The sequence below is a fragment of the Streptomyces sp. NPDC001507 genome, from assembly GCF_042894765.1.
GTDB lineage: Bacteria > Actinomycetota > Actinomycetes > Streptomycetales > Streptomycetaceae > Streptomyces.
On the sequence record NZ_JBIAVV010000002.1, the window covers coordinates 279,601 to 302,579 of the forward strand.

The 22,979-nt window shown below is 69.9% G+C and carries 20 protein-coding genes, 1 other RNA gene and 2 pseudogenes; 10 read left to right on the forward strand and 13 right to left on the reverse strand.

Translation table 11 applies throughout. The features are described from left to right. Positions 1-62 precede the first annotated feature (62 nt). A complete protein-coding gene (yaaA, locus tag ACFY0K_RS07460; RefSeq protein WP_351954717.1) occupies positions 63-845 on the reverse strand; it encodes a peroxide stress protein YaaA in 783 nt (260 codons plus the stop codon). A gap of 99 nt (positions 846-944) precedes the next feature. Between yaaA and ACFY0K_RS07465 the strand changes: the two genes are divergently transcribed. Continuing rightward, entirely contained in the window at positions 945-2,381 is a 1,437-nt protein-coding gene (locus ACFY0K_RS07465; RefSeq protein ID WP_390639039.1) for an RNB domain-containing ribonuclease, read from the forward strand. On the opposite strand, the gene ACFY0K_RS07470 is transcribed toward ACFY0K_RS07465, so the two are convergent. The 3 genes from ACFY0K_RS07470 to ACFY0K_RS07480 all read right to left on the reverse strand — a co-directional run bounded on the left by ACFY0K_RS07470 (position 2,272) and on the right by ACFY0K_RS07480 (position 5,433). Next, a complete protein-coding gene (locus ACFY0K_RS07470) occupies positions 2,272-2,946 on the reverse strand; it encodes a hypothetical protein (RefSeq protein ID WP_390639040.1) in 675 nt (224 codons plus the stop codon). The genes ACFY0K_RS07465 and ACFY0K_RS07470 overlap by 110 nt on opposite strands. Then, on the reverse strand, positions 2,943-3,695 hold the full coding sequence (locus ACFY0K_RS07475) for a MerR family transcriptional regulator (RefSeq protein ID WP_390639041.1): 753 nt from the start codon (positions 3,693-3,695) through the stop codon (positions 2,943-2,945). Before ACFY0K_RS07475 ends, ACFY0K_RS07470 begins: the two co-directional genes overlap by 4 nt. Positions 3,696-3,831: 136 nt before the next feature. After that, positions 3,832-5,433 carry an FAD-dependent monooxygenase gene (locus tag ACFY0K_RS07480; RefSeq protein ID WP_390639042.1) on the reverse strand — a complete coding sequence of 534 codons (1,602 nt, stop codon included), beginning with the start codon at positions 5,431-5,433 and terminating at the stop codon, positions 3,832-3,834. Positions 5,434-5,482: 49 nt separating this feature from the next. Here ACFY0K_RS07480 and ACFY0K_RS07485 point away from each other — a divergent pair, with 49 nt between their 5' ends. From ACFY0K_RS07485 to rnpB, 6 genes and pseudogenes are all read left to right on the forward strand, one after another. Further along, positions 5,483-6,109, forward strand: coding sequence for a TetR/AcrR family transcriptional regulator (locus tag ACFY0K_RS07485; protein ID WP_390639457.1), 627 nt, complete (start codon positions 5,483-5,485; stop codon positions 6,107-6,109). A 107-nt stretch (positions 6,110-6,216) separates the two neighbouring features. Next, on the forward strand, positions 6,217-6,639 hold the full coding sequence (locus ACFY0K_RS07490) for a DUF4260 family protein (protein WP_390639043.1): 423 nt from the start codon (positions 6,217-6,219) through the stop codon (positions 6,637-6,639). Between the two features lie 76 nt (positions 6,640-6,715). After that, positions 6,716-7,225: a TetR/AcrR family transcriptional regulator gene (locus ACFY0K_RS07495; protein ID WP_390639458.1), complete on the forward strand. Its 510-nt coding sequence runs from the start codon at positions 6,716-6,718 to the stop codon at positions 7,223-7,225. Then, positions 7,192-8,070: an AraC family transcriptional regulator gene (locus tag ACFY0K_RS07500; RefSeq protein WP_390639044.1), complete on the forward strand. Its 879-nt coding sequence runs from the start codon at positions 7,192-7,194 to the stop codon at positions 8,068-8,070. Before ACFY0K_RS07495 ends, ACFY0K_RS07500 begins: the two co-directional genes overlap by 34 nt. A gap of 79 nt (positions 8,071-8,149) precedes the next feature. Beyond that, a pseudogene (locus ACFY0K_RS07505) lies at positions 8,150-8,872 on the forward strand (DMT family transporter); the annotation flags it as partial. Between the two features lie 115 nt (positions 8,873-8,987). Beyond that, positions 8,988-9,394, forward strand: an RNA gene (gene rnpB, locus ACFY0K_RS07510) — RNase P RNA component class A. 74 nt (positions 9,395-9,468) lie between these two features. Here rnpB and ACFY0K_RS07515 read toward each other — a convergent pair. Beyond that, positions 9,469-12,057 (reverse strand): DEAD/DEAH box helicase, encoded by a 2,589-nt coding sequence (locus ACFY0K_RS07515; protein WP_390639045.1) that lies wholly within the window; start codon positions 12,055-12,057, stop codon positions 9,469-9,471. 158 nt (positions 12,058-12,215) lie between these two features. On the opposite strand from ACFY0K_RS07515, the gene ACFY0K_RS07520 reads away from it, so the two are divergent. Beyond that, positions 12,216-15,212, forward strand: coding sequence for a DEAD/DEAH box helicase (locus tag ACFY0K_RS07520; RefSeq protein WP_390639046.1), 2,997 nt, complete (start codon positions 12,216-12,218; stop codon positions 15,210-15,212). A gap of 83 nt (positions 15,213-15,295) precedes the next feature. Further along, entirely contained in the window at positions 15,296-15,691 is a 396-nt protein-coding gene (locus tag ACFY0K_RS07525; protein WP_390639047.1) for a hypothetical protein, read from the forward strand. Between the two features lie 272 nt (positions 15,692-15,963). Here ACFY0K_RS07525 and ACFY0K_RS07530 read toward each other — a convergent pair whose 3' ends face one another. From ACFY0K_RS07530 to ACFY0K_RS07540, 3 genes are all read right to left on the reverse strand, one after another. Further along, on the reverse strand, positions 15,964-16,221 hold the full coding sequence (locus ACFY0K_RS07530; RefSeq protein ID WP_093503681.1) for a Txe/YoeB family addiction module toxin: 258 nt from the start codon (positions 16,219-16,221) through the stop codon (positions 15,964-15,966). Beyond that, the gene (locus tag ACFY0K_RS07535) at positions 16,218-16,490 is read right to left on the reverse strand and encodes a type II toxin-antitoxin system Phd/YefM family antitoxin (RefSeq protein WP_282702164.1); all 273 of its coding nucleotides are present in this window, start codon (positions 16,488-16,490) and stop codon (positions 16,218-16,220) included. The genes ACFY0K_RS07530 and ACFY0K_RS07535 overlap by 4 nt, the downstream gene beginning before the upstream one ends. A 157-nt stretch (positions 16,491-16,647) precedes the next feature. After that, on the reverse strand, positions 16,648-16,929 hold the full coding sequence (locus ACFY0K_RS07540; RefSeq protein ID WP_390639459.1) for a DUF6879 family protein: 282 nt from the start codon (positions 16,927-16,929) through the stop codon (positions 16,648-16,650). Positions 16,930-17,243: 314 nt separating this feature from the next. Here ACFY0K_RS07540 and ACFY0K_RS07545 point away from each other — a divergent pair, with 314 nt between their 5' ends. Beyond that, a complete protein-coding gene (locus tag ACFY0K_RS07545; protein ID WP_390639048.1) occupies positions 17,244-18,452 on the forward strand; it encodes a PP2C family protein-serine/threonine phosphatase in 1,209 nt (402 codons plus the stop codon). Between the two features lie 20 nt (positions 18,453-18,472). Here the strand turns inward: ACFY0K_RS07545 and ACFY0K_RS07550 are convergent. The 5 genes and pseudogenes from ACFY0K_RS07550 to ACFY0K_RS07570 form a co-directional block, all read right to left on the reverse strand. After that, positions 18,473-19,046: pseudogene (locus ACFY0K_RS07550) on the reverse strand (SDR family oxidoreductase). 69 nt (positions 19,047-19,115) lie between these two features. Then, positions 19,116-20,138, reverse strand: coding sequence for an LLM class flavin-dependent oxidoreductase (locus ACFY0K_RS07555; RefSeq protein WP_390639049.1), 1,023 nt, complete (start codon positions 20,136-20,138; stop codon positions 19,116-19,118). Between the two features lie 227 nt (positions 20,139-20,365). Continuing rightward, positions 20,366-21,004: a DUF6518 family protein gene (locus ACFY0K_RS07560; protein WP_390639050.1), complete on the reverse strand. Its 639-nt coding sequence runs from the start codon at positions 21,002-21,004 to the stop codon at positions 20,366-20,368. 129 nt (positions 21,005-21,133) lie between these two features. Next, a complete protein-coding gene (locus tag ACFY0K_RS07565; RefSeq protein ID WP_390639460.1) occupies positions 21,134-21,823 on the reverse strand; it encodes a DUF4142 domain-containing protein in 690 nt (229 codons plus the stop codon). 365 nt (positions 21,824-22,188) lie between these two features. Beyond that, the gene (locus ACFY0K_RS07570) at positions 22,189-22,863 is read right to left on the reverse strand and encodes a hypothetical protein (protein ID WP_390639051.1); all 675 of its coding nucleotides are present in this window, start codon (positions 22,861-22,863) and stop codon (positions 22,189-22,191) included. Between the last annotated feature and the right edge of the window lie 116 nt (positions 22,864-22,979).

Consider the following 22,979-nt stretch of genomic DNA (forward strand, 5'->3'; position numbering starts at 1 on the left):
GCCCAGGCGATGCAGAGCGCGCAAAGGACATTGCACATGCTGCAACAACGCGCACGGGTGACTCAGTGCACCTCGGTCACCAGCACGTCCAGCGCCCAAGCCTGCCCCGCCTTCACGGGCGCCTCCGCCTCCACCTCGTACCCCAGCTCCCGCAACGCCTCCACCAGCTCGGCCGGACCGGCCGGCGCGATCCCGGCGGCCAGCAGGCTCCGTACCATCCGCCCCTTCGTCGCCTTGTTGAAGTGGCTGACCACCTTCCGCGTCGGCGCGTGCAGCACCCGCACGGTCGCCGTCCGCCCGGCCACCTCGCCCTTCGGCTTCCACGCGGCCGCGTACGCCGCCGACCGCAGGTCCAGCACCAGCCCCGTCCCGGCCGCCTCCGGCAGCACCTCGGCCATCGGCCCCCGCCAGTGTGTGCCCAGCGCGCCGAGCCCCGGCAGCTTCACCCCCATCGAGCAGCGGTACGACGGGATCCGGTCCGTCACCCGGACCGCGCCCCACAGCCCCGAGAAGACCAGCAGCGACCGCGCGGCCCGCCGCTTCGCGGCCGCGTCCAGGGAGGCCAGGCCGAGGGCGTCGTACAGCACCCCGGTGTAGATCTCCCCGGCCGGCCGGGTGCCCGCGGTCCGCAGCGCCGCGTTCTTCGCGACCTCGCCGCGCAGCCCCTCGCTCAGCCCGAGCACCTCGCGGGCCTTCTCCTCGTCCCCGGCGCACAGGTCGACCAGCTCGCCGAGCACCGCCTCGCGCGCGGCCGCGAGCCCCGGCAGGGACAGCGACTCCGGCTTCAGCGGAGCCCCACGCCCCGAGGACGCCTTGCCTTCCGAGGGCGGCAGCAGGACCAGCACGGGTACTCCTCTTCACCAACGACGTTCATCGGCGTTCGTCATCAACGCTTCGCGCCAGCGTAAAGCGCCGGAGCGGTGCGATGTGACTACGCTCGTCCTATGCCCAGCCGCCACATCCGCGTCAAGGGTGCCCCAGAGGCTCCCCTCCGGGCCGCGCTCGCCGCGCTCCGGGCCGACCTCGGCGTCCCCGAGACCTTCCGGTCCGAGGTCCTCGCGGAGGCCGAGAGCACCGCCAGGTTCCCGGCCGTACCCGGCCACGACGCGACGGACATCCCCTTCTTCACGGTCGACCCGCCCACCGCGAACGACCTGGACCAGGCGATGCACCTCTCCCGGCACGACGGCGGCTACCGCGTCCGGTACGCCATCGCCGACGTCGCCGCCTTCGTCGTACCCGGCGGCGCTCTGGACTCCGAGGCGCACCACCGCGTCAACACGCTCTACTTCCCGGACGAGAAGGTCCCCCTGCACCCGCCCGTGCTCAGCGAGGGGGCGGCCAGCCTGCTGCCCGGCCGGCCCACCCCGGCCGTGCTCTGGACCGTCGACCTGGACGGGGAGGGCCGGACCGTGACCGCCGACGTCCGCCGGGCCCTCGTCCGCAGCCGGGCCAAGCTCGACTACGCGGGCGTGCAGAAGCGGATCGACGAGGGGACCGCGGAGGAGCCCGTCGCCCTGCTCAGGGAGATCGGCGAGGCCCGCGAACGCCTGGAGGTGGCGCGCGGCGGCATCTCCCTCAACGTGCCGGAACAGGAGATCGTCGAGTACGACCACACCTACGAGCTGACCTACCGCGCCCCGCTGCCCGCCGACGCCTGGAACGCCCAGATCTCCCTGCTCACCGGCATGGCCGCGGCCGATCTGATGCTCGGTTACGGCACCGGCGTCCTGCGCACCCTCCCGACCGCCCCTGACGGCGCGGTGGCCCGCCTGCGCCGCACCGCGCACGCACTGCGGATCGAGTGGCCGCACCACGTCTCGTACGCCGAGCTGATCCGCTCCCTGAACCCGCGCCGCCCCCGCCACGCGGCCTTCCTCCAGGAGTGCACGACGCTGCTGCGCGGCGCCGGTTACACCGTCTTCCGGGACGGTGTCCTCCCCTCGAACACCACCCACGCGGCCGTCGCCGCCCCCTACGCCCACTGCACCGCGCCACTGCGCCGCCTGGCCGACCGCTACGCCTCGGAGCTGTGCCTGGCGGCGGCCGCCGGCGAGGAACCGCCGGACTGGGTGCTGATGGCGCTGGACACGCTCCCCAAGCAGATGGCCGAAGGCGCGCGGCGCTCGGGCACGGTGGAGCGGGAGTGCGTCGACATCGTGGAGGCGGCCCTGCTCAAGGACCGGGTCGGGGAGGTCTTCGACGGGTGCGTGGTGGAGGTCGAGGCGCGCCGGCCGACCGTGGGCAAGGTGTTGTTGCAGCAGCCCGCCGTCATAGGCCGGATCGAGGCCGCCGGTCCTCTCCCGCTGGGCGAGCGGCTGCCGGTGCGGCTGACGGAGGCCGACCCGGGGACGACGAAGGTACGGTTCGCGCCCGCGTGAGCTGCCGTGCCGAGGTGAGCTGTCGTACGAGGCCGGTGGCGTCGTCGGCGTGGAACCGGACGACGCGCACCTCCTGCCGGCCGCCCAGCAGGCCGAAGTGGGCGACGGGCCCGGCCAGTTCGAGGGTCACCGAGGTCTGCGAGCCGATGGGCACGTCGAGCTCGCCGGCCCTCTTCTCGTGCCGGTAGCGCGTCTCGCGCCGTACGGCCGTGATCGCGTCCAGCGGGATGCGCAGGTCGAGCCGCACACCGCCGCGGACGTGCAGCGCGTCCGGGGTCAGCAGGTGCGGGTGGACGACGGCGGCTGCGTGCAGGCCGACGACGAAGAGGACCGTGTACACGTCCAGGACGAGGACGACGAGGTGCACGGCCGGCCAGCCACGCAGCAGGACGGACATGCCGATGGTCTCGACCACGCAGACGAACGCGAGCCCGGCCGTCATGGCGCCCTGCCCCCGGGCGTACCCGAAGCGCACCCCCGCCCCGCTGGTCCGCCGTGCGGCCCACAGCACCAGGCTCGCCAGCAGCCGCGCCTCGTGCCGGAGCACGGCGTACGCCGCCCTCACGGCCGTTGTCCGCTGACGATGTCCAGCGCCCGCCGGATCGCCGCGGCCTGGGCCGGGGCGAGGTCGGCGTACAGGGCGCGCAGGAAGCCGTCCTCGTGGTCGACGGCTCCGGCGGGGACCACGTCCCGGGGGATGGCCGCTGCCAGGACCCGGGCGGCCTCGGCCACCCGCGGGTCGCCGGGGTCCGCGTCGGCGAGCGCGTCGAGCAGCGCGTAGGCCTCGTTCGCGCGGGCCGTGGCCCGCGGCGACCCGGCGACGGCGGCGGCCAGGGACATCAGCCGCTTCCGGGCCGCCGGGTCGGCCACCGTGTCCAGCAGGGCGAACACCTCACGGTCCCTGGCGGCCATCGGGGAGCCCGCGAACCGCGGGGCCGTCTCGGCGAACAGGGCGGCCAGTTCGGGCGAGACGGGCCCCTCGGCGGGCAGCTCGCCCGCGTCCAGCAGGGCCCGCAGCCGCTGCCGCCGCCCACGGATCTCCGCCTCCTGCCGGGCGAGGTCCGCGTCGAGCTCGGTGAGCACCTCCACGAGGTCCTTGCCGGCGTCGTCCGCGAGCACGTCCCGCACCTCGGCGAGCCCGAGCCCGAGCTCCGTCAGCCGCCGGATGCGGGCGAGGACGACGGCGTGCCGGAGCGTGTAGTCGCGGTACCCGTTGGAGAGCCGCTCGGGCTCGGGCAGCAGGCCCTGGTGGTGGTAGTGCCGCACCGCGCGCGTGGTGACGCCGACGGCGGCGGCGAGTTCTCCGATCCGCATGGGACCAGTAGAGACGTTGACGTCGCGGCAGGGTCAAGCCGCCGGGCTGCGGGCTCCCGCGGGGCTGTGGGCTCCCGCGTGGCTGCGGGCTCCCGCGTGGCTGTGGGCTCCCGCCGGGCTGCGGGCTCCCGCGGGCTCACGCGGCGACGAACCAGCGGGTCAGGGCGTCGTCGAGGTCGTCTCCCCGGTCGTCCCCGTCCGCGGCCCAGGCCACGAACCCGTCGGGCCGTACCAGGAGACCGGTCAGCTCCGGCCGTCCCGGGCAGCCCGCGGTGACGACGTCCACCCGGTCGCCGTACCCCTCCGCGCGGGCGCGCAGCTTCGGGTCGTCGGCGAGGTCGAGGAGCAGGGCGCGGCCGTGGTGCAGGTGGTCGCCGAGCCGGGTGCCGTCGGAGAGTTCCAGGTCCGGGGCGCTCCGTCCGGTGAGCTGGTGCTCGCCGGGCAGGTCGTAGTGCTGCCAGACGCCGGAGATCTGCTGGACGAGGTACGTCGTCCCGGTCGTCGTCAGCGCGAGGTCGGTGACCACCCGGCGCAGCGCGCGGGCGTGCCGGTCCGGGCGCATCACGGCGATCTGGGCGCGGGTCCAGTCCAGCACCCAGGCGCCGATCGGGTGCCGTTCGGCGGTGTAGCTGTCGAGGAGCGAGTCGGGGGCCGTCCCGCGCACCACGGCGGCCAGCTTCCAGCCGAGGTTCATGGCGTCGCCGAGCCCGAGGTTGAGCCCCTGCCCGCCGAACGGCGAGTGCACGTGCGCCGCGTCCCCCGCGAGCAGCACCCGGCACTTGCGGTAGGCGCTCGCCTGCCGGGCGTTGTCGGTGAACCGGGTCGAGGAGTGCACCTCGTGGATGGTCACGTCGGCCACGCCTGACACCCGGCGCAGGGCGGCTTGCAACTCCCCCGCGGTGACGGGAGCGGAGCGGTCGGCGGGCGGCCCGTCGAACTCGACGGTGAGGATCCGGCCGGGAAAGGGCCCGTTGACGTACGTGCCCACGTCGGTGGTGTTCCAGCCGACCCCGAGCCGCTCGCCCCCGCTCATCTCGACGACCGCCTGATAGCCGGTGATCTCCGGCTCGGTGCCGGGGAAGTCGATCCCGGCGAGCTTGCGGACGGTGCTCCGCCCGCCGTCGCAGCCGACGAGCCAGCCGGCGCGGACGTCTCCGCCGCTCCCGAGGTGTACGACGACTCCCTCGTCGCCGGCGTCGAAGCCGGTCAGCGCCACGCCCCGGCGGACCTCGACGCCGAGCCCTTCGGCGCGGGCGCCCAGGATCCGCTCCAACTCCACCTGCGGCACGCCGAGGCCGACGCCGTCGGCGGGGCCGATGTCGGCGAACGCCGGGTCGGAGTCGTCGAACAGCTCGCCGCGCATCATGATCCCGGCGAAGTGCCCGGCGAACTTCGGGGGAGTCCGGGGCGCGTCGGCCGCGCCGGCTCCCTGCTTCCGCTCCCGGTCCTGGTCCCCGAGGAAGGCCCGCATCCGCCATCGGTTCCGCTCCCAGGCCGCCGCGAGCTCGGGCAGCAGCCCGCGCCGGTAGAGGCTCACCGCGCCGGCCGTGTTGATGCCGCCCGCCTTGATGGTCTCGTCCACCTCGGCCAGCCGCTCCACGACCAGCACCTTCGCCCCGCCGAGCCGCAGCTCGCCGGCGAGGAAGAGCCCGACGGGCCCGCCGCCGGCCACCACCACGTCGTAGTCCACGCCGTTCTTGTCGTTCTTGCCGTCTGTAGTCGCCATGCTTTCGCTCATGCTTTAACTGTAGTCACTAAAACTTTCGAGCCGCTATAGTTTTCTCGTGATCGATGAAAACAGGCCGGTCGGCCCGAGGGAGTCCCTGCGGGAGCGCAAGAAGCGGGAGACGCGGCAGCGCATCTCGAACGTCGCGACGGTGATGTTCCGGGAGCACGGCTTCGACCGCGTGACGGTCGCGGAGGTCGCGCGGGCGGCCGGGGTGTCGGCGATGACCGTGTTCAACTACTTCCCGCGCAAGGAGGACCTGTTCCTCGACCGCATCCCGGAGGCCGTCGCGGCCTTCGCCGGTGCGGTGCGGGACCGCGCGCCCGGCGAGGCCCCGCTCGCGGCGCTGCGCCGCCTGGCCTTCCGGTTCATCGACGCGCGGCATCCGCTGGGCGGGGTGGGGGAGAACTTCGGGGGATTCTGGCCGGTCGTCGCCGACTCGCCGGCGCTGCGGGCCCGGGCCCGTGAGGCGGTCGAGGAGGTGGAACGGGCACTGGCCGGAGCGCTCGCCGAGGCCGGGCTCGCCGACCCGGAGCTGGTGGCGGCGGTGACGGTGGCCGCGTACCGCTCGGTGTGCGTCACCTCGGTGAGCCGTCAGCTGGCGGGCGACCCGTTCGCGGAGATCGTCGAGGACCACCGGGAGCGGATGGCGGCGGCGTTCGACGCGCTGGAGCGGATGGTGGGATGACCGCGGAGGGTGCCGAGATCGGCGGACTTGACGGCTAACGCGGTTAGCCTTACCGTCGATCGTGGCTAACGACGTTAGCTAGTTTGCATTGCCCCCTGGAGGCAGCCATGACCAGCACCACGAACGTCACCCCCTCCCTCCGCACCGCCACCGCGGTGGCCCGCCGCACCGCCTGGCTGGCCGCTGCCCTGTTCTGGACGGCGTTCGCGATCCTGGAGGGCGTGAACCACGGCTGGCTCGCCGGCACCCTGGCCCTGCTCTTCCTGATCCTCCCGGACCTCACGTTCCTGGTCGCCCTCGACGAGGCGCCCACGATGGCCAAGGGCCAGCTGCCGCCCCGCGCGGTGCCGTACTACAACGCGATGCACCGGGCGCTGGTGCCGCTCGGGCTGCTGACGGCGTACGCGGTGCAGCCCGTCTTCTCCTGGCCCCCGGCGTTCGCGGCGCTCTGCGGCTGGCTGGCCCACATCTCGTACGATCGCGCCTTCGGGTACGGATTGCGGACCAAGGAGGGCTTCCAGCGTGACTGACGCGACCGACCGTTTTGAGGCGGCCGCCGCGACCGGCGGTTCTGACGCGGCCGACGCGACCGGCGCGGCCGACCGGCTGACGCCGAGGGCGCGGGAGATCGTGGTGGCGGCCCGGGAGCTGCTGGAGGAGTCCGGACCCGCCGTCCTCACCATGCGCACGATCGCCGACCGCCTCGGCATCAAGGCGCCGTCGCTCTACAAGCACTTCCCCGACAAGCACGCCGTGGAGGTCGAACTGACCGCGCAGATGCTGGAGGAGTCGGCGGCGGCACTGGAGGCGGCCGCGTCCCGGCACCCCGGCTCCCTGGAGGCCCTGGCCGAGGCGTACCGCGCCTACGCCCTGGCCCACCCTCACCTCTACTGCCTGGCCACGGAACGCCCCCTGCCACGCACCCTGCTGCCGGACGGCCTGGAGGACCGGGCCGCCCTCCCGCTCCTGCGGGCCTGCGGCGGCGACCGGGACCTGGCCCGCGCCACCTGGGCGTTCGCCCACGGCATGGTGGTCCTGGAGATCCACGGCCGCTTTCCGGAGGACGCCGACCTGGACGCGGCATGGAAACGGGGAGTGCGGGCGTTGCACCCTTAGCGCGAGGGGGTGCGAACGTGGCTGAACAGGCACGGTGGACGAGGGCGAGGCTGGGCCGGTGCGGCCCGGCGCTCGACCTGCTGACGGCGAATTTCGAACGGCACACCTACGCCCCGCACGCGCACGCCGAGTTCACCATCGGGGTGTGCGTCGGCGGCTCCGAGGTCATCGACTACCGGGGCGGTCACATCAGCACCGGCCCCGGTTCGATCGTCGTCCTGGCCCCCGGCGAGATGCACACGGGCGGCCCGGCCACCCCGACCGACGGCTACGCCTACCGCGCCCTGTACGCGGACCCGGCCCTGCTGGCGGACGGGACCCTGGACGCCGTGCCGCACTTCAGGGACCCCGTCCTCGACGACCCCGAGCTGGCCGCGGCCTTCCGCCGGACCCACACCGAACTGGCCGCCTGCCCCGACCCCCTGGAAGCCGAATCCCGTCTCCCCTGGCTGCTGACGGCCCTCTCCCGCCGCCACTCCACGGCACGGCCGGTGACCGACCGGGTCCCCGGAGCGCACGGCATCTCCCTGCTGGTCCGGGACCGCCTGGCCGACGAGCTGACCTGCCCGCCGTCGCTCGCCGACCTGGCGGCCGACCTGGGCCTCTCCCGCTACCAGCTCCTGCGGGCCTTCCGAACGACGATGGGCGTCCCGCCGTACGCCTGGCTGGCCCAGTACCGGGTGACCCGGGCCCGCGCCCTCCTGGATTCGGGCCTGCGCCCGGCGGAGGCGGCGACCCTGGTGGGCTTCGCCGACCAGGCCCACCTGACCCGCTGGTTCCGGCGGGTGCTGGGGGTGACCCCGGCGGCGTACCGCAACAGCGTTCAAGACGCCGGACGGTACTGACGGCCAAGCTCTCCGTATGACTGCACGCGGCTGGTTCCTGTTCTCCCTCATGGGAGTGATCTGGGGCATCCCCTATCTGATGATCAAGGTGGCGGTGGACGAGGTGTCCCCGTCGACGGTGGTGTTCGCGCGATGTGCCGTGGGCGCACTGCTCCTCCTCCCCCTGGCGATCCGCCAGGGCGGCCTGTTCCTGACCCTCCGCACCCATTGGCGCCCGATGCTGGCCTTCGCGTGCATAGAGATCATGGGCCCCTGGTTCACCCTCACGGACGCCGAACGCCACCTCTCCAGCTCCACGGCGGGCCTGCTGATAGCGGGCGTACCGATCGTCGGCGTGGTGGCGGCGCGCTACTTCGGCGGCGAGCGCGAACACCTGGGCGGACGCCGGATCGCCGGCCTCCTGATCGGCCTGGCCGGCGTGGCGGTCCTCACCATCCCCCACCTGACCGGCGGCGACGCCCGCTCGCTGGGAGAAGTCCTGTTGACGGTGATCGGCTACGCGACGGCACCCCTGATAGCGGCCCGCCGCCTGAAGGACGTCCCGACGCTGCAGCTGATAGCACCGTGCCTGACCCTGGCGACCCTGGTCTACGCCCCGGCGGCCGCGGCCACCTGGCCGACCGCGATGCCCTCCACGAACGCTTTGCTCTCCCTCCTCGCCCTGGGCGTCCTCTGCACGGCGGTGGCCTTCGTGGCGTTCCTGGAGCTCATCAAGGAGATAGGCCCGACCCGCTCCACGGTGATCACGTACGTCAACCCGGCGGTGGCGGTGGCGGCGGGCGCCCTCTTCCTGGGCGAGAGCTTCACCCCCACGATCGCCGTCTCCTTCGCGCTGATCCTCACAGGCTCGGTGCTGGCGACGATGGCCTCGGCACCGAAGAGGCCGTCCCGCCCGGTAACATGGTCCACACGGCAGACGAGCCGGGCGGACGGCCGCGTGGAGTCCCCTTGACGGGGGGCTTCCCGAGGAACGTCCGGGCTCCACAGGGCAGGGTGGTGGCTAACGGCCACCCGAGGCGACTCGCGGGACAGTGCCACAGAAAGCAGACCGCCGGGGACCTCGGTCCCCGGTAAGGGTGAAACGGTGGTGTAAGAGACCACCAGTGCCCAGGGCGACCTGGGCAGCTAGGTAAACCCCACCCGGAGCAAGGTCAAGAGGAGCGCGGTAAAAGGCGCTCTGCGGGGACGTTCGAGGGCTGCCCGCCCGAGCCCCCGGGTAGACCGCACGAGGCCGGTGGCAACACCGGCCCTAGATGGATGGCCGTCACCCCGGCTCCCGCGAGGGACCGGGGCACAGAACCCGGCGTACAGCCCGACTCGTCTGCCGCTACGAGCGGCCTTTCCGATCTTGGGGGCGCCCGGACGGTCGGCTGTGGCCGGCTCCCTGTCCCGCGTTTGTCAGCCGCCCGTGAGTAGGCGCTCGCGCTCCGCCGCCACGATCTCCCGTGCCAGCTCAGCGTCCGTGATATCGAACGCTTCCGGGGCGCTGTCGGCGGTTTCGGAGACGCGGGCAAATTCCGCGAAGAGTTGGTTCTTGCGCGCCAGGATCTCAATGATGCGCTGGTCGACGCCTTCTTCGGAGAGAAGGCGATGTACTTGTACCGACTCCAGTTGCCCCATCCTGTGGGAGCGGCCGATGGCTTGCCATTCAGTCGTCGGCTTGAGCTGGGGCTCGCAGATCACGACGACCGATGCCGACTGAATGTTCAGACCGACGCCGCCTGCCACGATCTGCGCGACGAGGACTGCCCCGTGGCGGGCTTGGGAGAACTCATCAACCATGCTCTGTCGCTTCGCGGCGGGAACGGAGCCGGTAAGGGGCCCGAACACCTTTCCCGGAAGGACCGACGCCACTTCATCGAGGACGTCACGGAAGTACGAGAAGACCAGCACCTTGCGCTCGTTGTCCTCTGCCTCCTGGACGATGTCGATGAGGCGCCGCATCTTCTCGGACTTGGCGCCGGCGCGTAGCGCGGCCTGGCGCATGGCCATGAAGTTGCCTTCGATGACAGCCGCTCGGTAGTGCTGCTCGTCGGCGCTGGACATCGGCATCCACTCGTCGACTTCGAACCGCTCCGGGAGCTCTGTGAGGACGTCTTCCTGGTTGCGTCTCAGGTAGGCCGGTGCCACCTGTTTCCGGAACTGGCGAGGAGCGATTTCCGAGGCGCTGATCGACAGGTCTGGCCGGAGGTAGCCGACGAGATTGCGGAATTCCTCGATCCGGTTCTCCAGAGGGGTGCCGGTCAGCAGGATCGCTCGCTCCGAGCTCTTGATCAGAGCCGTGGAGCGCCGGGTTCGCTGGGCGTCCGGATTCTTGATGTAGTGCGCTTCGTCGAACACCAGGCACGCAAGTTCGGCGCGTTCGGGGATCCGGCCTTCCAGCCAACCGAGGATGTCGTAGGTGGTGACAGCGACTCCACCGTTGCGGATCCAGGACTTCAGCGCGTCGTCGCGACCGGGCCCGTGCAGCCGATACGCGCGCAGATCGGACTTGGCCTGGACTTCGCGCACCCAGTTGGTCACGACAGCGGCTGGGCTCACGACCAGGAAGTGTGAGGAGCCCTTGGCGCGCAAGTGGGCGAGTACGGCGAGTGACTCGACCGTCTTTCCCAGCCCCATCTCGTCGCCGATGATGACCTTCCGTTGCACGATTGCGAAGCGGGCACCGAATGACTGGTACCCGCGCAGGGACGCCTTCAGATGACTGGTGTCGAGCTTGAGTTCCCTGACCGCCTCGACGATTTCGGTCGGTAGGTCGCCGTGGCTCTTCTCGGCGTCATCGGCCAGGAATCCGAGCTCCGCGAGCATCGCGTAGTAGTCGGCCGGGCGGGCGATGAAATCCTCCCAAGGATCACCGCCTGCGGCGTCGTCCCCGCCGTTGAGCATCGCCCCGCGACGCTCGACGGCCGCCAGCGCGGTACGCAACTCGGCGACGGTCCGAGCCTGGGGGACGAGAACCACGTGAGAGGTCTTGGAATGAAGGCTTTGAAGGAGCGGCCGAACCGCGTCGGCGGCAGCGAGGTCGGCTGTGACGCTGTGGATCGAGCGTGCCGCTGCCCAAACCTTCATCGTCTTGAGGAGCTTCGTGGTCTCGCCGGATCGGTTCTTGATGTCGATCCGGACCGGCATCTCGTCCAGTGTGGTCTGCCAGATGGTCCGTGCGGCGCCGACCATCCGGTTGCCTGTTGTCTCGCCCACTCCGGGGAGCGACCGAATCCGTGATTTCTGGTCGAGGACCTGCTGCACGTTCCTGATCCCGGCATCGTTCAGCGCCGTGATGCGCAGTTGGCCGCTGGTCGCGTCCTTGAGCCGCTCAACGGGCATTTCGGCGACCATCTTGCGAGTCTCGGCCTGTCGGACGGCATTGCCGGCGGCATTGACTGCCGTTCTGGACTCGTCCTCGCGCTGAAGGGCCTGATCGATCGCGCTGATCGCGGCCCCGGCGACGTCCAGTTCATGCCGCCCGACGAGTTCGGCTCGACCGCCGAGGAGAGGGGCGAAGCCGACCGTGTCATCGAGGATGGCCGAGAGCCCGACTGCGGGGACAGCTTTCCTGTCCCATGCTGCCAGGCTCTCCAACTCGGTTATGAGTGGGGTGCTCGTAACCTGCTCGTGGAGAGATATCAGGTATGCCGCAGCTTGCTCTGCTTCGCCCTTGCGGCTTTTGCCCGACAATATCCTGCGGGCGCCGAACATCGCCCGGACAGCCGTCAGCGCCCGGCCGGCGTCGTTGGTCAACTGGTGGATGCCCTGCTGGGCATTGGTCGTGAGCGACGGAAGCGCCTGACGGCTGGCCAGGGAGGTCACCAGGTCGACATCGGACGGCGAGACCTGAAGTACGCGCCATGCGCTGGTGGTTCCGGTCCCGAGGGAAGCCACTCGGCCGAGGAGCTGCCTGGCGGCTTCTTCCGCCGCCGCCTCGACAGGCTCACGTTGCTCGATGATCCTCGCCGCGAGCTTGCGCCACCCGCTGACTTGCTCCACCACACCACGAAGGTGCTGACGTTCTTCTCGCTCCATTGCCCCTGCCGACTCGCACGACCTCTGCGAAGATTAGCGACCCCGGTTGACGAAGTCGACGGGATCACGAAATTGCCGGAACGTCCGAGTAGCGTTCACAGGCTGCCCACCAGGAGGTTCTGCAGGTGCTGCTCGAGGAGCTCAAGCCGGGTCTGCGGATCGACGGACTCATACCGGCGGAGGTCGTCACGGTCATCGCCGCCCAGTGGCACGGTGCGAACGCGCTCGAGCTGACCTACAAGACCTCCGCGGGCGGTCTCGACCAGCGGGTCGTCTTCCGGAAGGATGAGGACGAGCTGAGCGTCGCCCGCAGCGGCAGCCGCGCCTTCGACGCGAACGCAAGTGACTTCAAGCTGGTCGCCGAGGCCCAGCGGATCTCACTGGCCGGTCTGTTCGACCCGATGCTCGCTGTGGCGACCAGTGACGTTCAGCCGCTCCCGCACCAGATCCGCGCCGTGTATGGCGAGCTCATGCCCCGTACACCGTTGCGCTTCCTGCTCGCCGACGATCCGGGCGCGGGAAAGACGATCATGGCCGGGCTCTATATCAAGGAGCTCCTGCTCCGCGACGACGTCAAGCGGTGCCTCATCGTGGCTCCGGGAGGGTTGGTCGATCAGTGGCAGGACGAGCTCTTCTTCAAGTTCGGCCTCCGCTTCGACCTGCTCACGAACCAGCTCCTCGACTCCCAGCTCAATCTCAACGTCTTCGAGACCAACCCGCTTCTGATCGCCCGCATGGACCAGCTCTCTCGTAACGAGCAACTGAAGGCGCAGCTCCAGGAGACGGAGTGGGACCTGATCGTCGTTGACGAGGCGCACCGCATGGGTGGCCACTACTTCGGTGGCAAGGTGGAGAAGACCAAACGGTTCCAGCTTGGCGAGATGTTCGGCGAGATCACTCGCCACCTGCTCCTGATGACAGCGACCCCGCACTCGGGAAAGGAGGAGGACTTCCAGCTTTTCCTCACGCTGCTGGACCGTGACAGATTCGAGGGCAGGCAGAAGAGGAGCGCCGACGTCAGCGGGATCATGCGGCGCATGATCAAGGAGGACCTGCTTACCTTCGAGGGCAGGAAGCTCTTCCCCGAGCGCCTCGCGGAGACCGTCCCCTACGAGCTCACGGCGCTCGAGTACGACCTCTACGAGGACGTCACCCACTATGTCCGCGAGGGGATGAACCGCGCCGACCGCATCGGTGGCAAACGCAAGAACACTGTCGGTTTCGCACTTACTGTTCTGCAGCGACGCCTGGCCTCCAGCCCCGAGGCGATCTACAAGAGCCTCGTGCGGCGTACCGAGCGCCTGGAGCGCAAGAAGCAGGAGATCCTCAACGGCACCTTTCGCGAGAGCCTGCCCGCCATCGACCTCGCCGACTTCGACAACGGCGACCTCGATGCCGAAGAGATCGAGGAGACCGAGGAGGAACTGCTCGATGCTGCGACGGCGGCGCAGACAGTCGAGGAGCTCAACGTCGAGCTCATCGAGCTGAGGGCGTTGGTGAAGACGGCGCAGCGGGTCCGAGAGGCAGGTACGGACCGCAAGTGGACCGAGCTGTCCGCGCTCCTCCGAGACCACACGCTGGTGACAGACGCCAACGGCCGGCCTCGGAAACTCATCATCTTCACTGAGCACCGCGACACCTTGCAATATCTGCAGGGCAAGATCGGGTTGCTTCTGGGCAAGCCCGATGCCGTCAAGGCTATACACGGCGGCGTACGCCGTGCCGAACGGCGGCAGATCACCGAGGAGTTCACCAAGAACCGTGACGTTCAGATCCTGCTGGCCACCGACGCCGCCGGCGAGGGACTCAACCTGCAGGCCGCACACCTGATGGTCAACTACGACCTGCCCTGGAACCCCAACCGCATTGAGCAGCGCTTCGGCCGCATCCACCGCATCGGCCAGGAGGAGGTCTGCCGGCTCTGGAACCTCGTCGCCTCCAACACGCGCGAGGGCGAGGTTTTCACGCGCCTGCTGGAGAAGCTCGACCAGATGCGTGAGACGTACGGCGGGAAGGTCTTCGATGTCCTGGGAGAGGCGTTCGCCGAGACCCCGCTGCGAGACTTGCTGCTCGATGCCATCCAGTACGGGGAGCAGGCAGATGTCAAGAAGAGGATGCACGAGGTCATCGACACCACCGTCGGAGACGGCCTCAAGGGCCTTCTGGACGAGCGTGCGCTCGCTTCGGAGCACCTCTCGGATGCCGATCTTCGCGCCCTGCGTGCCGCGATGGACGATGCCCGCGCCCGACGTCTTCAGCCGCACTACATCGAATCGACCTTCACGGACGCCTTCACCCGGCTCGGAGGTCGGATCGTCAAGCGCCAACAGGGGCGGTACGAGATAGCCAACGTGCCCCAGCACATCCGATCAGCAGGCAACGGACCGATTGCCACCAAGTACGACCACGTCACCTTCGACCTCAGCTACGTCCAGCCTGACGGCCGCGCCCGCGCCGACCTGCTCGCCCCCGGTCACCCGCTGCACGACGCCGTCATGGACGAAACCATCCGGAACTTCGGGGGCACCCTTAACCAGGGCACCGTCCTCGTCTCGGCCACCCTCGAAGAACCGCACCTCCTCGTCGGGGTTGTCGAAGAGGTCGCGGATGCCACCGGTGAGTCGGTGGCCCGACGGTTCGCCTACGCCTACGTCGACAGCCACGGCACCGTGCATCCAGCCGGCCCCGCGCCCTACCTCGACTGTGCCGCGGCGCCCAACGGCGCGGCGACCGACATAACATGCGGACTTCCCTGGCTCGCAGACGCCGAGGACAAGGCAACCAGCTGGATCATCGCCAATCAGCTTCCCGAATACCTGGCCGAGGTCCAGCCCCGTCGCCTGGCAGAGTTGACCAAGACCCGGGAACTGGTGACCAAGCGTCTGACCTCGGAGAGCGAGCGGCTGCTCCTCGATGCTGCGGCGGCCTCGGAGAAGGAACGGAGGGGTGAGAAGCCCAAGGAGTCCTCTGAGAGCCTCCACCGCAAGGCTGTCGAGCTCGATGTGCGGCTTCGAAAGCGTCTCGCACTGCTCGACCAGCAGCAGCTGATGTCGACGAAGCCACCGCAGATCCTCACCGCAGCGCTTGTACTGAGCGTTTCCGATCTGCCCTCCTGCGAGTGAAGATCGCTTTTATGTGATCATGAGAAGGGCGTGAAGCGCGCCGGTGGTGCGGTTCGGGCTGATCCGCAACAGGTCGAGCACACGTGTCCCCAGCGCCCGGGTTCGGCGAAGGCGCGCTCGGCCGGGGTGCGGAGCCCGGCGAGGGCGGAGTCGGCCTGCTTCTCCCAGCCGATGTTTCCCTGGCCCTTCGGGCGTCTGAGCAGTCCTTCGCGAAGACCGTCTCGAAGGCCATCCCTCTCGTAGGGGCCGCTGTCTCCGGTGTCACTTTCGCGACCTACCTCCCGATGGCCAAGAGGCTCAGGAAGCACCTCTCCAGCCTGCCACTGGCGGATCCGTCGCACCGGGCGTGGGACGGGGAAGTCGTGGACGGCGAGGTCGTGGAAGTCGTGGAGGACCAAGGGTCTTTCGCGACAGCGCACGCTGAACACCACGGCGCGAATGACACCGCCGACGAGCCGGAGAAGCCTCACTCCTCCTAGCGCTCACCTATGCCTATGGGAGGCCGGGGTGCGGTGCGAGCCCGTCAGCCCTCGCTGTCCGTGTCGGCGTCGGGCGACGGCGACACGGACAGCGGCGGGGGTTCCTGTACGGCATGGGGATGAGCGGCCCCGCCGGTGTGTCGGTGAGCGTGGTCATGAGCGCGTTCCTTTGTGGCAGCGGCGTTCGTCAGGCGGCTAGCGTGACGGCGTGCTCCGCACCCCGCCCGGCGGATGACGTGGCAGGGCGTTCGCCGCAGAGCTGAGCGGTGGCCTCAGTAGTGGTAGCGGGCCTTGAGGATCTTGACTTCCTTCTCGTCCACCCGGTACACGAGCCGGTGCTCGTCGTCGATCCGGCGTGACCAGTAGCCCGACAGGTCACCCTTCAGGGGTTCCGGCTTGCCGATGCCGGTGAAAGGGGTGCGCTGGATCTCGCCGATCAGCCGGGTGATCCTGCGGGCCATGGCGCGGTCCGAGCCGAGCCAGAACAGGAAGTCCTCCCATGCGGCCGGGTCGAAGTGGACGCTCCTCACCCGTCACCCGCCAGTTCTTCCAGCTCTGTCATGGTCCTGGTGACCACGGCCTCGCCGGCCCTGTCCCGGGCGACGGCTTCCATGAGGCTGCGCGCGTTGGCGGGAGAGCGCAGCAGGTAGACGGTCTCCTGCCAGGAGTCGTAGTCCTCGGCGGACATCAGAACCGCGTCGCCGCTCTTGGAGCTGATACGCACGGGGGTGTGGTCGTCGTTGACGCGCTTGATGAGGGGGAAGAGGTCCTTGCGGGCCTCGCTGGCGCTTATGGTCATCAGCGGCACCTCTTTCCTAGTGGTACTGGAAAATGGTACCGCACCGGTACGTGATTCTGGTACGAGTCATAGAAGCTGTGAACCTCGCTCGGACGGTTCGAGCGTGGAGGGCAGACCGCGCACCCCTGCCTCGCTTCAGACTCTCCCGCCCTGCCGGTCAGCGCGAACCGGCAGAACCCGTCTGAGTGCCGGACTCCTGGGGCGGGGCAAGCGGGGCGATCTCCCGGTCGAAGAAGTCGTGGAAACCCTCACCGCGCTCGTAGAGCCTGTCGAATCCGAGAGACGTCTCCCGGATCAGTGATCGCTCGGTGAAGCGGTTGGCGCCTGCCGCGTTACCGTCATCGTCGTAGACCACCTCGTACATGACCAGGTCCCCGAGGATCACCACCTCCGGAACGCGAGCGCATTGAGCGGTCGTCCGAACCCGATCTCTACGTATCCGTCAAGGTAGCCACGCAGGTACCTTCGCCCTACGTTTGAGCAGGTCACAGCGTTGCAGTCGCACTCCTCGGCGTACAGCACGCCTCGTCTGCTGTCTGTGGTCTCCGCCGAGCGAAGAAGGTACTGGTCGGTGGCCGCCTTTCGTCGGTCGAGCCGACGGGCCCAGAGCCGTCCGGCGAGCCTCAGGACCCGGCACGTGCGCACCCGTGTTCCGCCTCCCTGCGCATGCCCGTGTGTGAGGCGTGGGTCACAGCGGGGCCGTGTCCGGCGTGTCAGCGGGAAAACGGGTTCTCTACCGAGAAGGAGGCTGATGTGGCACGCGATCGGATCGCCCTGGCTGAGGTGCTGGCAGCGGCGGAGGACGCCGCGCCGGTGCGCTCTCTCGATGTCGTGGCCGACGATCTGCGCGAGCGGTTCGGTGCCCGATACGTGTCGTTCCTGTTCGTCGACGTCGTCGGCCGACGTCTGTTGCGGGTGAGCGAGGAGGCCGCCACGCCCCAGGAGCGTCGCGCCGAAGAGGTCCCCTTCGACGACAGCGTCTACGACGAGGTCCTGCGCGTCCAGCGGACGGTGCGGGTGCCGGAGGGCGAGCGCGGGCACAGGGTGCTCACCCCCGTCACCAACCGCGGTGACGCCATCGGCGTCCTGGAGCTGTTCCTCTCCGAGGCCACTCGGGAAGTGCTGGAGCAGATCGAGGAGGCCGCGCACGCGCTGGCGTACATCATCGTCACCGACCGCCGCTTCACCGACCTCTACCACTGGGGCAACCGCACGACCTCCGTCAGCCTGGCCGCGGAGATCCAGCGCCAGCTGCTGCCCTCCGCCCCGTCCTGCGAGGCCCCGGAGTTCGCGCTCGCCGGCGCCCTGGTCCCGGCCGCCGACATCGCCGGTGACACGTACGACTACACCCTTGACCACGACACCCTGCACCTGTCCGTCACCGACGCCATGGGCCACGACGTCAGCGCCGCACTCATGGCCACTCTCCTGGTCAATGCCTCCCGCGGCGCCCGCCGTTCCGGGTGCGACCTCGCCGAACAGGCCCGCCGGACCCACGAGGCCCTCCTCGCTCACGGCCGACAGACCTTCGCCACCGGGCAGTTGCTGCGCATCGCCCTGGACGGCACGAGCTTCCAGCTCGTCAACGCCGGCCACCCCTGGCCCCTGCGGCTGCGCGACGGCACGGTCGAAGAACTGCGTCTGGCGGTGAACCTGCCGTTCGGCGTCCCCACGCACAACGGACCGTACCGGGTGCAGGACTTGGACCTGCGCCCCGGTGACCGGCTCGTGCTGCACACCGACGGCATGCAGGAACGCCAGGCGAAGAAGGTCGACCTCCCCGGCCTCATCCGTGACACCGCCGCCGAGCACCCGCGCGAGGTCGTGCGTACTCTGGCCACCGCGGTCACCGACGCCTGGGACGGCCATCCGCAGGACGACGCCACCGTCCTGTGCCTGGACTGGTACGGCCCCCGTGTCCGAAGACCGTCGCGCGAACGCCACCGCCGACGCCCCGAGTGAGGGCCGGCGGGTAGACCGGGCTACACCTGCTTGGCGCCGCCGTCGATGAAGATGTCGGTGCCGGTGATGAAGCTGGACTGGCCGGTGGCAAGGATGAGTGCGAGGTCGGCGACCTCCTCCGGGCGGCCCATGCGGCCCAGGGGCACGGTGCCGGCGAGGGTCTCCCGCAGCTGCGCCGCCCCTGCTTCGTCCGCGGCGAGACCGTTGAGGCCGGGGTGGTGATGGGGCCGGGCGAGATGGTGTTGACGCGGATGCCGCGTCCGCTCAGTTCGTTGGCCCAGGTGCGGGAGAAGGCGCGGATGGCGGCCTTGGAGGCGCCGTCGACCAGGTGGGGGAGCGCCTTCTGGACGGTGAAGACGGTGCCCTTCACATGGCTGTCGAAGGTGGTGTCGTAGTGCTCCTCGGTCATCTGGTCGAGGGGAGCGAACTCGCCGCCGCCGACGTTGGCGAACAGGACGTCGATGCGGTGTCCGGCGTCGGCGACGGTGGCGTAGAGCCGCCGATCTGCTCGGCGGCCTTGTCGAGGGTCTCCTTGCGGCGTCCCGTGATGTAGACGTGGGTGTCCGGCTGCCGCATCACGCCGGGGGCGAAGATGCCGCCCGGGTCAGGCGCGTCCGCACCGGACGCCGATTCCCCTGGCGGCACCTGCCGTGGTGCCGGTCGTCAGCGCCAGCCGAGTTCCGGCGCGACGTGCGTCAGGATGCTGCCGACGACATGCGCGTTGTACTCGACGCCGAGCTGGTTGGGCACCGTGAGCAGCAGTGTGTCGGCGGCCGCGACGGCCTCGTCCTCGGCCAGCTGCTTGACGAGCACGTCGGGCTCCGCGGCGTAGGACCGGCCGAAGATGCTGCGGGTGCTGGGATCGATGTAGCCGATCTGGTCCGTCGAGTCGCGGTCCCCACCGAAGTACGCGCGGTCCCGGTCGTCGACGAGCGGGAAGATGCTGCGGCTGACCGACACCCGGGGGGAACGGGTGTGCCCCGCGGCGCGCCACGCCTCGTGGTACGCCTCGATCTGCTTGCGCTGCTGAACGTGGAGTGGCTCGCCGCTCTCGTCGTCCTTGAGGGTCGAGCTCTGCAGGTTCATCCCGAGCCCGGCGGCCCAGGCCGCGGTGGCGTTCGAACCGGAACCCCACCAGATCCGGTCCCGCAGGCCCTCGGAGTGCGGTTCGATGCGCAGCAGACCCGGCGGGTTGGCGAACATCGGCCGGGGGTCGGGCTGGGCGAATCCCTCACCCCTGAGCACGTCGAGCAGTTCCTCGGTGTGTGCGCGGGCGAGGTCGGCGTCGGTCCCGCCCTCCGGCGGCCGGTAACCGAAGTGCCGCCAGCCGTCGACGACCTGTTCCGGTGACCCCCGGCTGAGGCCGAGCTGGAGCCGGCCGCCCGAGATCAGGTCGGCCGCGCCCGCGTCCTCCGCCATGTACAGGGGGTTCTCGTAGCGCATGTCGATCACACCGGTGCCGATCTCGATCCGACTGGTGCGCGCACCGATCGCGGCGAGCAGGGGGAACGGGGAAGCGTGCTGGCGGGCGAAGTGGTGGACGCGGAAGTAGGCGCCGTCCGCCCCCAGCTCCTCCGCGGCGACCGCGAGGTCGATCGCCTGCAGCAGGGAGTCCGAGGCGGAGCGCGTCTGCGAGTGCGGCGATGGCGTCCAGTGCCCGAAGGACAGGAACCCGATCTTCTTCATACCGCTTTCAACAATCGGTGACCGGGTTCATTCCGCTGAGCCCCGGCGGTCCGGCCGGGTGCAGGAGTGCTTCCAGGGCATCGGCTCCGCCGGGTACGCGGTGGCCTCGATCTGGGCGCACAAGCCTGAGTGGATGTCGTGGGTGGACGCCGCCGTGCTGCCGAGTTCGGTGGAGGCCGCGGTCGGCCCGGCTGCACCGCCCCGGCTGCACCGCCCGGCACCTCGCGTCAGACCGATCCGAGCAGGCCGTTGAGGATGCCCTTCTCGGCAAGGTGGAAGACGAGACCGCCCACGGGAGCGAGAACGGGGCACAGCCAGTAGCGCCGCACCCCGGCGCGCGCCAGGTAGGCGGTCAGAAGGGCGGTGAGCAGCGCGCCGACGGTCAGGAAGACGGTCGCGTCGTCCCAGTAGTGGAGAACCAGCCCGAACCAGAGGCCCTCGCCCAGCACCACCATCGGGATGACCGCCCCGGCCACCGCCCTTACGTCCCCCTGTCCTCGCCGTACCGTCCACCCGGCCCATCCCAGCAGGGGCCCTCCGGCGAGTCCCGCCATCGACCACACGGCGGCGGTTCCGAGCCCGCCGCTCCCGAAGGTGCCGCCGAGCGTGGACGCCGTGTAGTAGCCACCGCAGGTGGCGAGCATCATCAACGCTCCGCCCCAGACGGCGAGTTGTCGGTTCCGGATCAGGGCGCCGGCCGCGGCGGTCCAGATGATCCAGGTGGACGTCGAGTTGGTCGCGCGGTCCAGCAGGGGCGTCGTGCCGTGCAGGCCGTACGTCGCCCACCCCAGCAGCAGTCCGAAGGCGGTGGCCGCGGTGAGGACGGTGACGGGGGCGTCGCGCCGGAAGGCGATTGCGGAAGCCATGTCTCGGCACTATACACGTCATGTATACACGCGGTGTGTAGTTATCGGTCCGAGGGTGCCGGACCGGACGGGCTCGAGAGGTGACGTCGGCCGTCCGGTCGGCAGGGGAGGCTCGGCCCGGCTCCCCTCTCACCCCATCGTCGGACTCGCCGACACCGTGCTGTTCGCCGGCGGTGTGAGGACGGTCTGCGGCTGGCCCGCGACCGCGGGCGGCGGGGTCAGGTCCTTGGCCGGAAGACCAGGTGAGCTGGTCTCCTGAGCGAGGGCCTGGCCGAAGTCGACCAGGCCGGTCGACTCCACGGCCGTGATGTGGTCCAGGACGGTGGCGTTGGCCTGGTCGGCCAGCGCCCGGACCAGCGAGTTCCTCGTGGTGCTGCGGATGCTCGCGATCGTGGTGAGGAGCTGGCCGTTCGTCGCGCGCACGGTGGTGGCCAGGTCCGTGTCGAACTGCTTGCCGCTCTCCTTGTTCAACCGGGACTCGAAGCCCTGCTGTTGCGGCGAGGGCTGGTCGGGCAGCGCGATGCCCAACTGACTGGCGACGTTGCGGCAGGCCGCGTCCAACGAGGCATCCCCGGCGACCAACTGCTCCCCGGCGTTCCTGACCGCCGTCGTCGTCCCCTTCCTCGACGCCTTCTGGCCGACGGGGTACTCCCACAGTCCGGCCGAGCGGACCGCGACCACGAAACCGCGGTCTGCTTCCGTCAACGGTCCGGTCGCCGGGGTGGCGATGACCCGTTCGGGTGCGCTGCTGACCTTCTGGACTCCGAGCATGGCGGGGTAGAGGAGGGAGCCGAGGGTGAAGCTGAGCGCACCACCCACGAAGAGAGTTCCCGCCGCCTTCCGTGAAACGAGCACCGTGTCTCCTGATCCGGTTCATCGGATCCCGCACGCAGAGACATACGGACGAGGGGATTCCGTAGAACCTTTTGGGCTCGTCATGGGTTCGTAAAGCGATCGGTGGGTCTGCCGCCCGGCGGCGCGAAGTAGGGCCGTTCGGCCCTGTCGACGGACCCAGGAAGGGACTGTCGGCCCCTGTCGGGGCCGGGTGCCGCACGGCCGATCATTTAGCGGCGACCGGGAAGGGCCAGGTCCATTCCCGCACTTCTGGTCCTTTCCGGCTCGTCGACGACACCGGACGAGAGGAGGACGCCGTTCGATCGGCCAGATGCGGCAGGCGGAACGGGTCAGGAAGACGTGCGGACCGGTGCCACCGGATACCCCATCAGCTCGGCTTCCTTCGAGACGTCTGCAAAGGAAGCGAGGGGATTCAGGCGGGCGACGATCTCGGGCGTCAGTGGCCGTTCCTCGAAGACATGGCGGACGGCTTCGAGGTCGACGGGCCGCTCGTAGTAGTCCTCGGCGAACGACCGGAACACCCCCGGACCGGGGTTCATCAGCAGGCTGAGCATCCAACCGGAGCCGTCGGGGTCCGGGTGGCCACCGGGGAAGTCGATGCGGCCGGCGTGCCATTCCCGGTCGCCTGTTCCACGCCACAGGCAGAAGGTGACACTGGGTATGCCATCGTCCGTGAAGGCGGGCTCGTCGACCTGTGCGGCGAAGGCCTCAGGAACCGAGTCGAGGATCCCGGGCCAGACCGCGCCGTCGACGTACGGGCTCATCGGTGACTCGTGGTCGAATCCGCGTAGGTACGCGCCGACGGGGGAGAAGACGACGTCGTACTCGTCCCCGCTCCCGTTTCGCATCGAGAAGACCTCCTCCGTCTCCGACCAGTGCGCGTCGTAGGAGTAGTACCGGTAGCCCTCGGGGTTCAACACGGCCTCGGCCAAGGCGATGGAACGGCATACGTGCTGCAGGGGGCGGATGTCCGGCAGCGTCGCGGTGGCGTCGTGAACGGTCATGAGCCCATTGAAGTCCGACCCACTGACAGAGCCACGGTCACGAGGCGCTCCCGCCGTACTCGATACCGAACCCTGGTTGCAGGAGCGGCGTGCGGGCGAGCCTGCTGATCGGCGCC

Coding starts and splice junctions, on each gene's coding strand:
- ACFY0K_RS07465 (WP_390639039.1), top strand. CDS start 945: ATGCCCAGCCGCCACATCCGCGTCAAGGGTGCCCCAGAGGCTCCCCTC.
- ACFY0K_RS07475 (WP_390639041.1), bottom strand. CDS start 3,695: ATGCGGATCGGAGAACTCGCCGCCGCCGTCGGCGTCACCACGCGCGCG.
- ACFY0K_RS07480 (WP_390639042.1), bottom strand. CDS start 5,433: ATGAGCGAAAGCATGGCGACTACAGACGGCAAGAACGACAAGAACGGC.
- ACFY0K_RS07490 (WP_390639043.1), top strand. CDS start 6,217: ATGACCAGCACCACGAACGTCACCCCCTCCCTCCGCACCGCCACCGCG.
- ACFY0K_RS07500 (WP_390639044.1), top strand. CDS start 7,192: ATGGAAACGGGGAGTGCGGGCGTTGCACCCTTAGCGCGAGGGGGTGCG.
- ACFY0K_RS07535 (WP_282702164.1), bottom strand. CDS start 16,490: ATGACCATAAGCGCCAGCGAGGCCCGCAAGGACCTCTTCCCCCTCATC.
- ACFY0K_RS07555 (WP_390639049.1), bottom strand. CDS start 20,138: ATGAAGAAGATCGGGTTCCTGTCCTTCGGGCACTGGACGCCATCGCCG.
- ACFY0K_RS07560 (WP_390639050.1), bottom strand. CDS start 21,004: ATGGCTTCCGCAATCGCCTTCCGGCGCGACGCCCCCGTCACCGTCCTC.
- ACFY0K_RS07570 (WP_390639051.1), bottom strand. CDS start 22,863: ATGACCGTTCACGACGCCACCGCGACGCTGCCGGACATCCGCCCCCTG.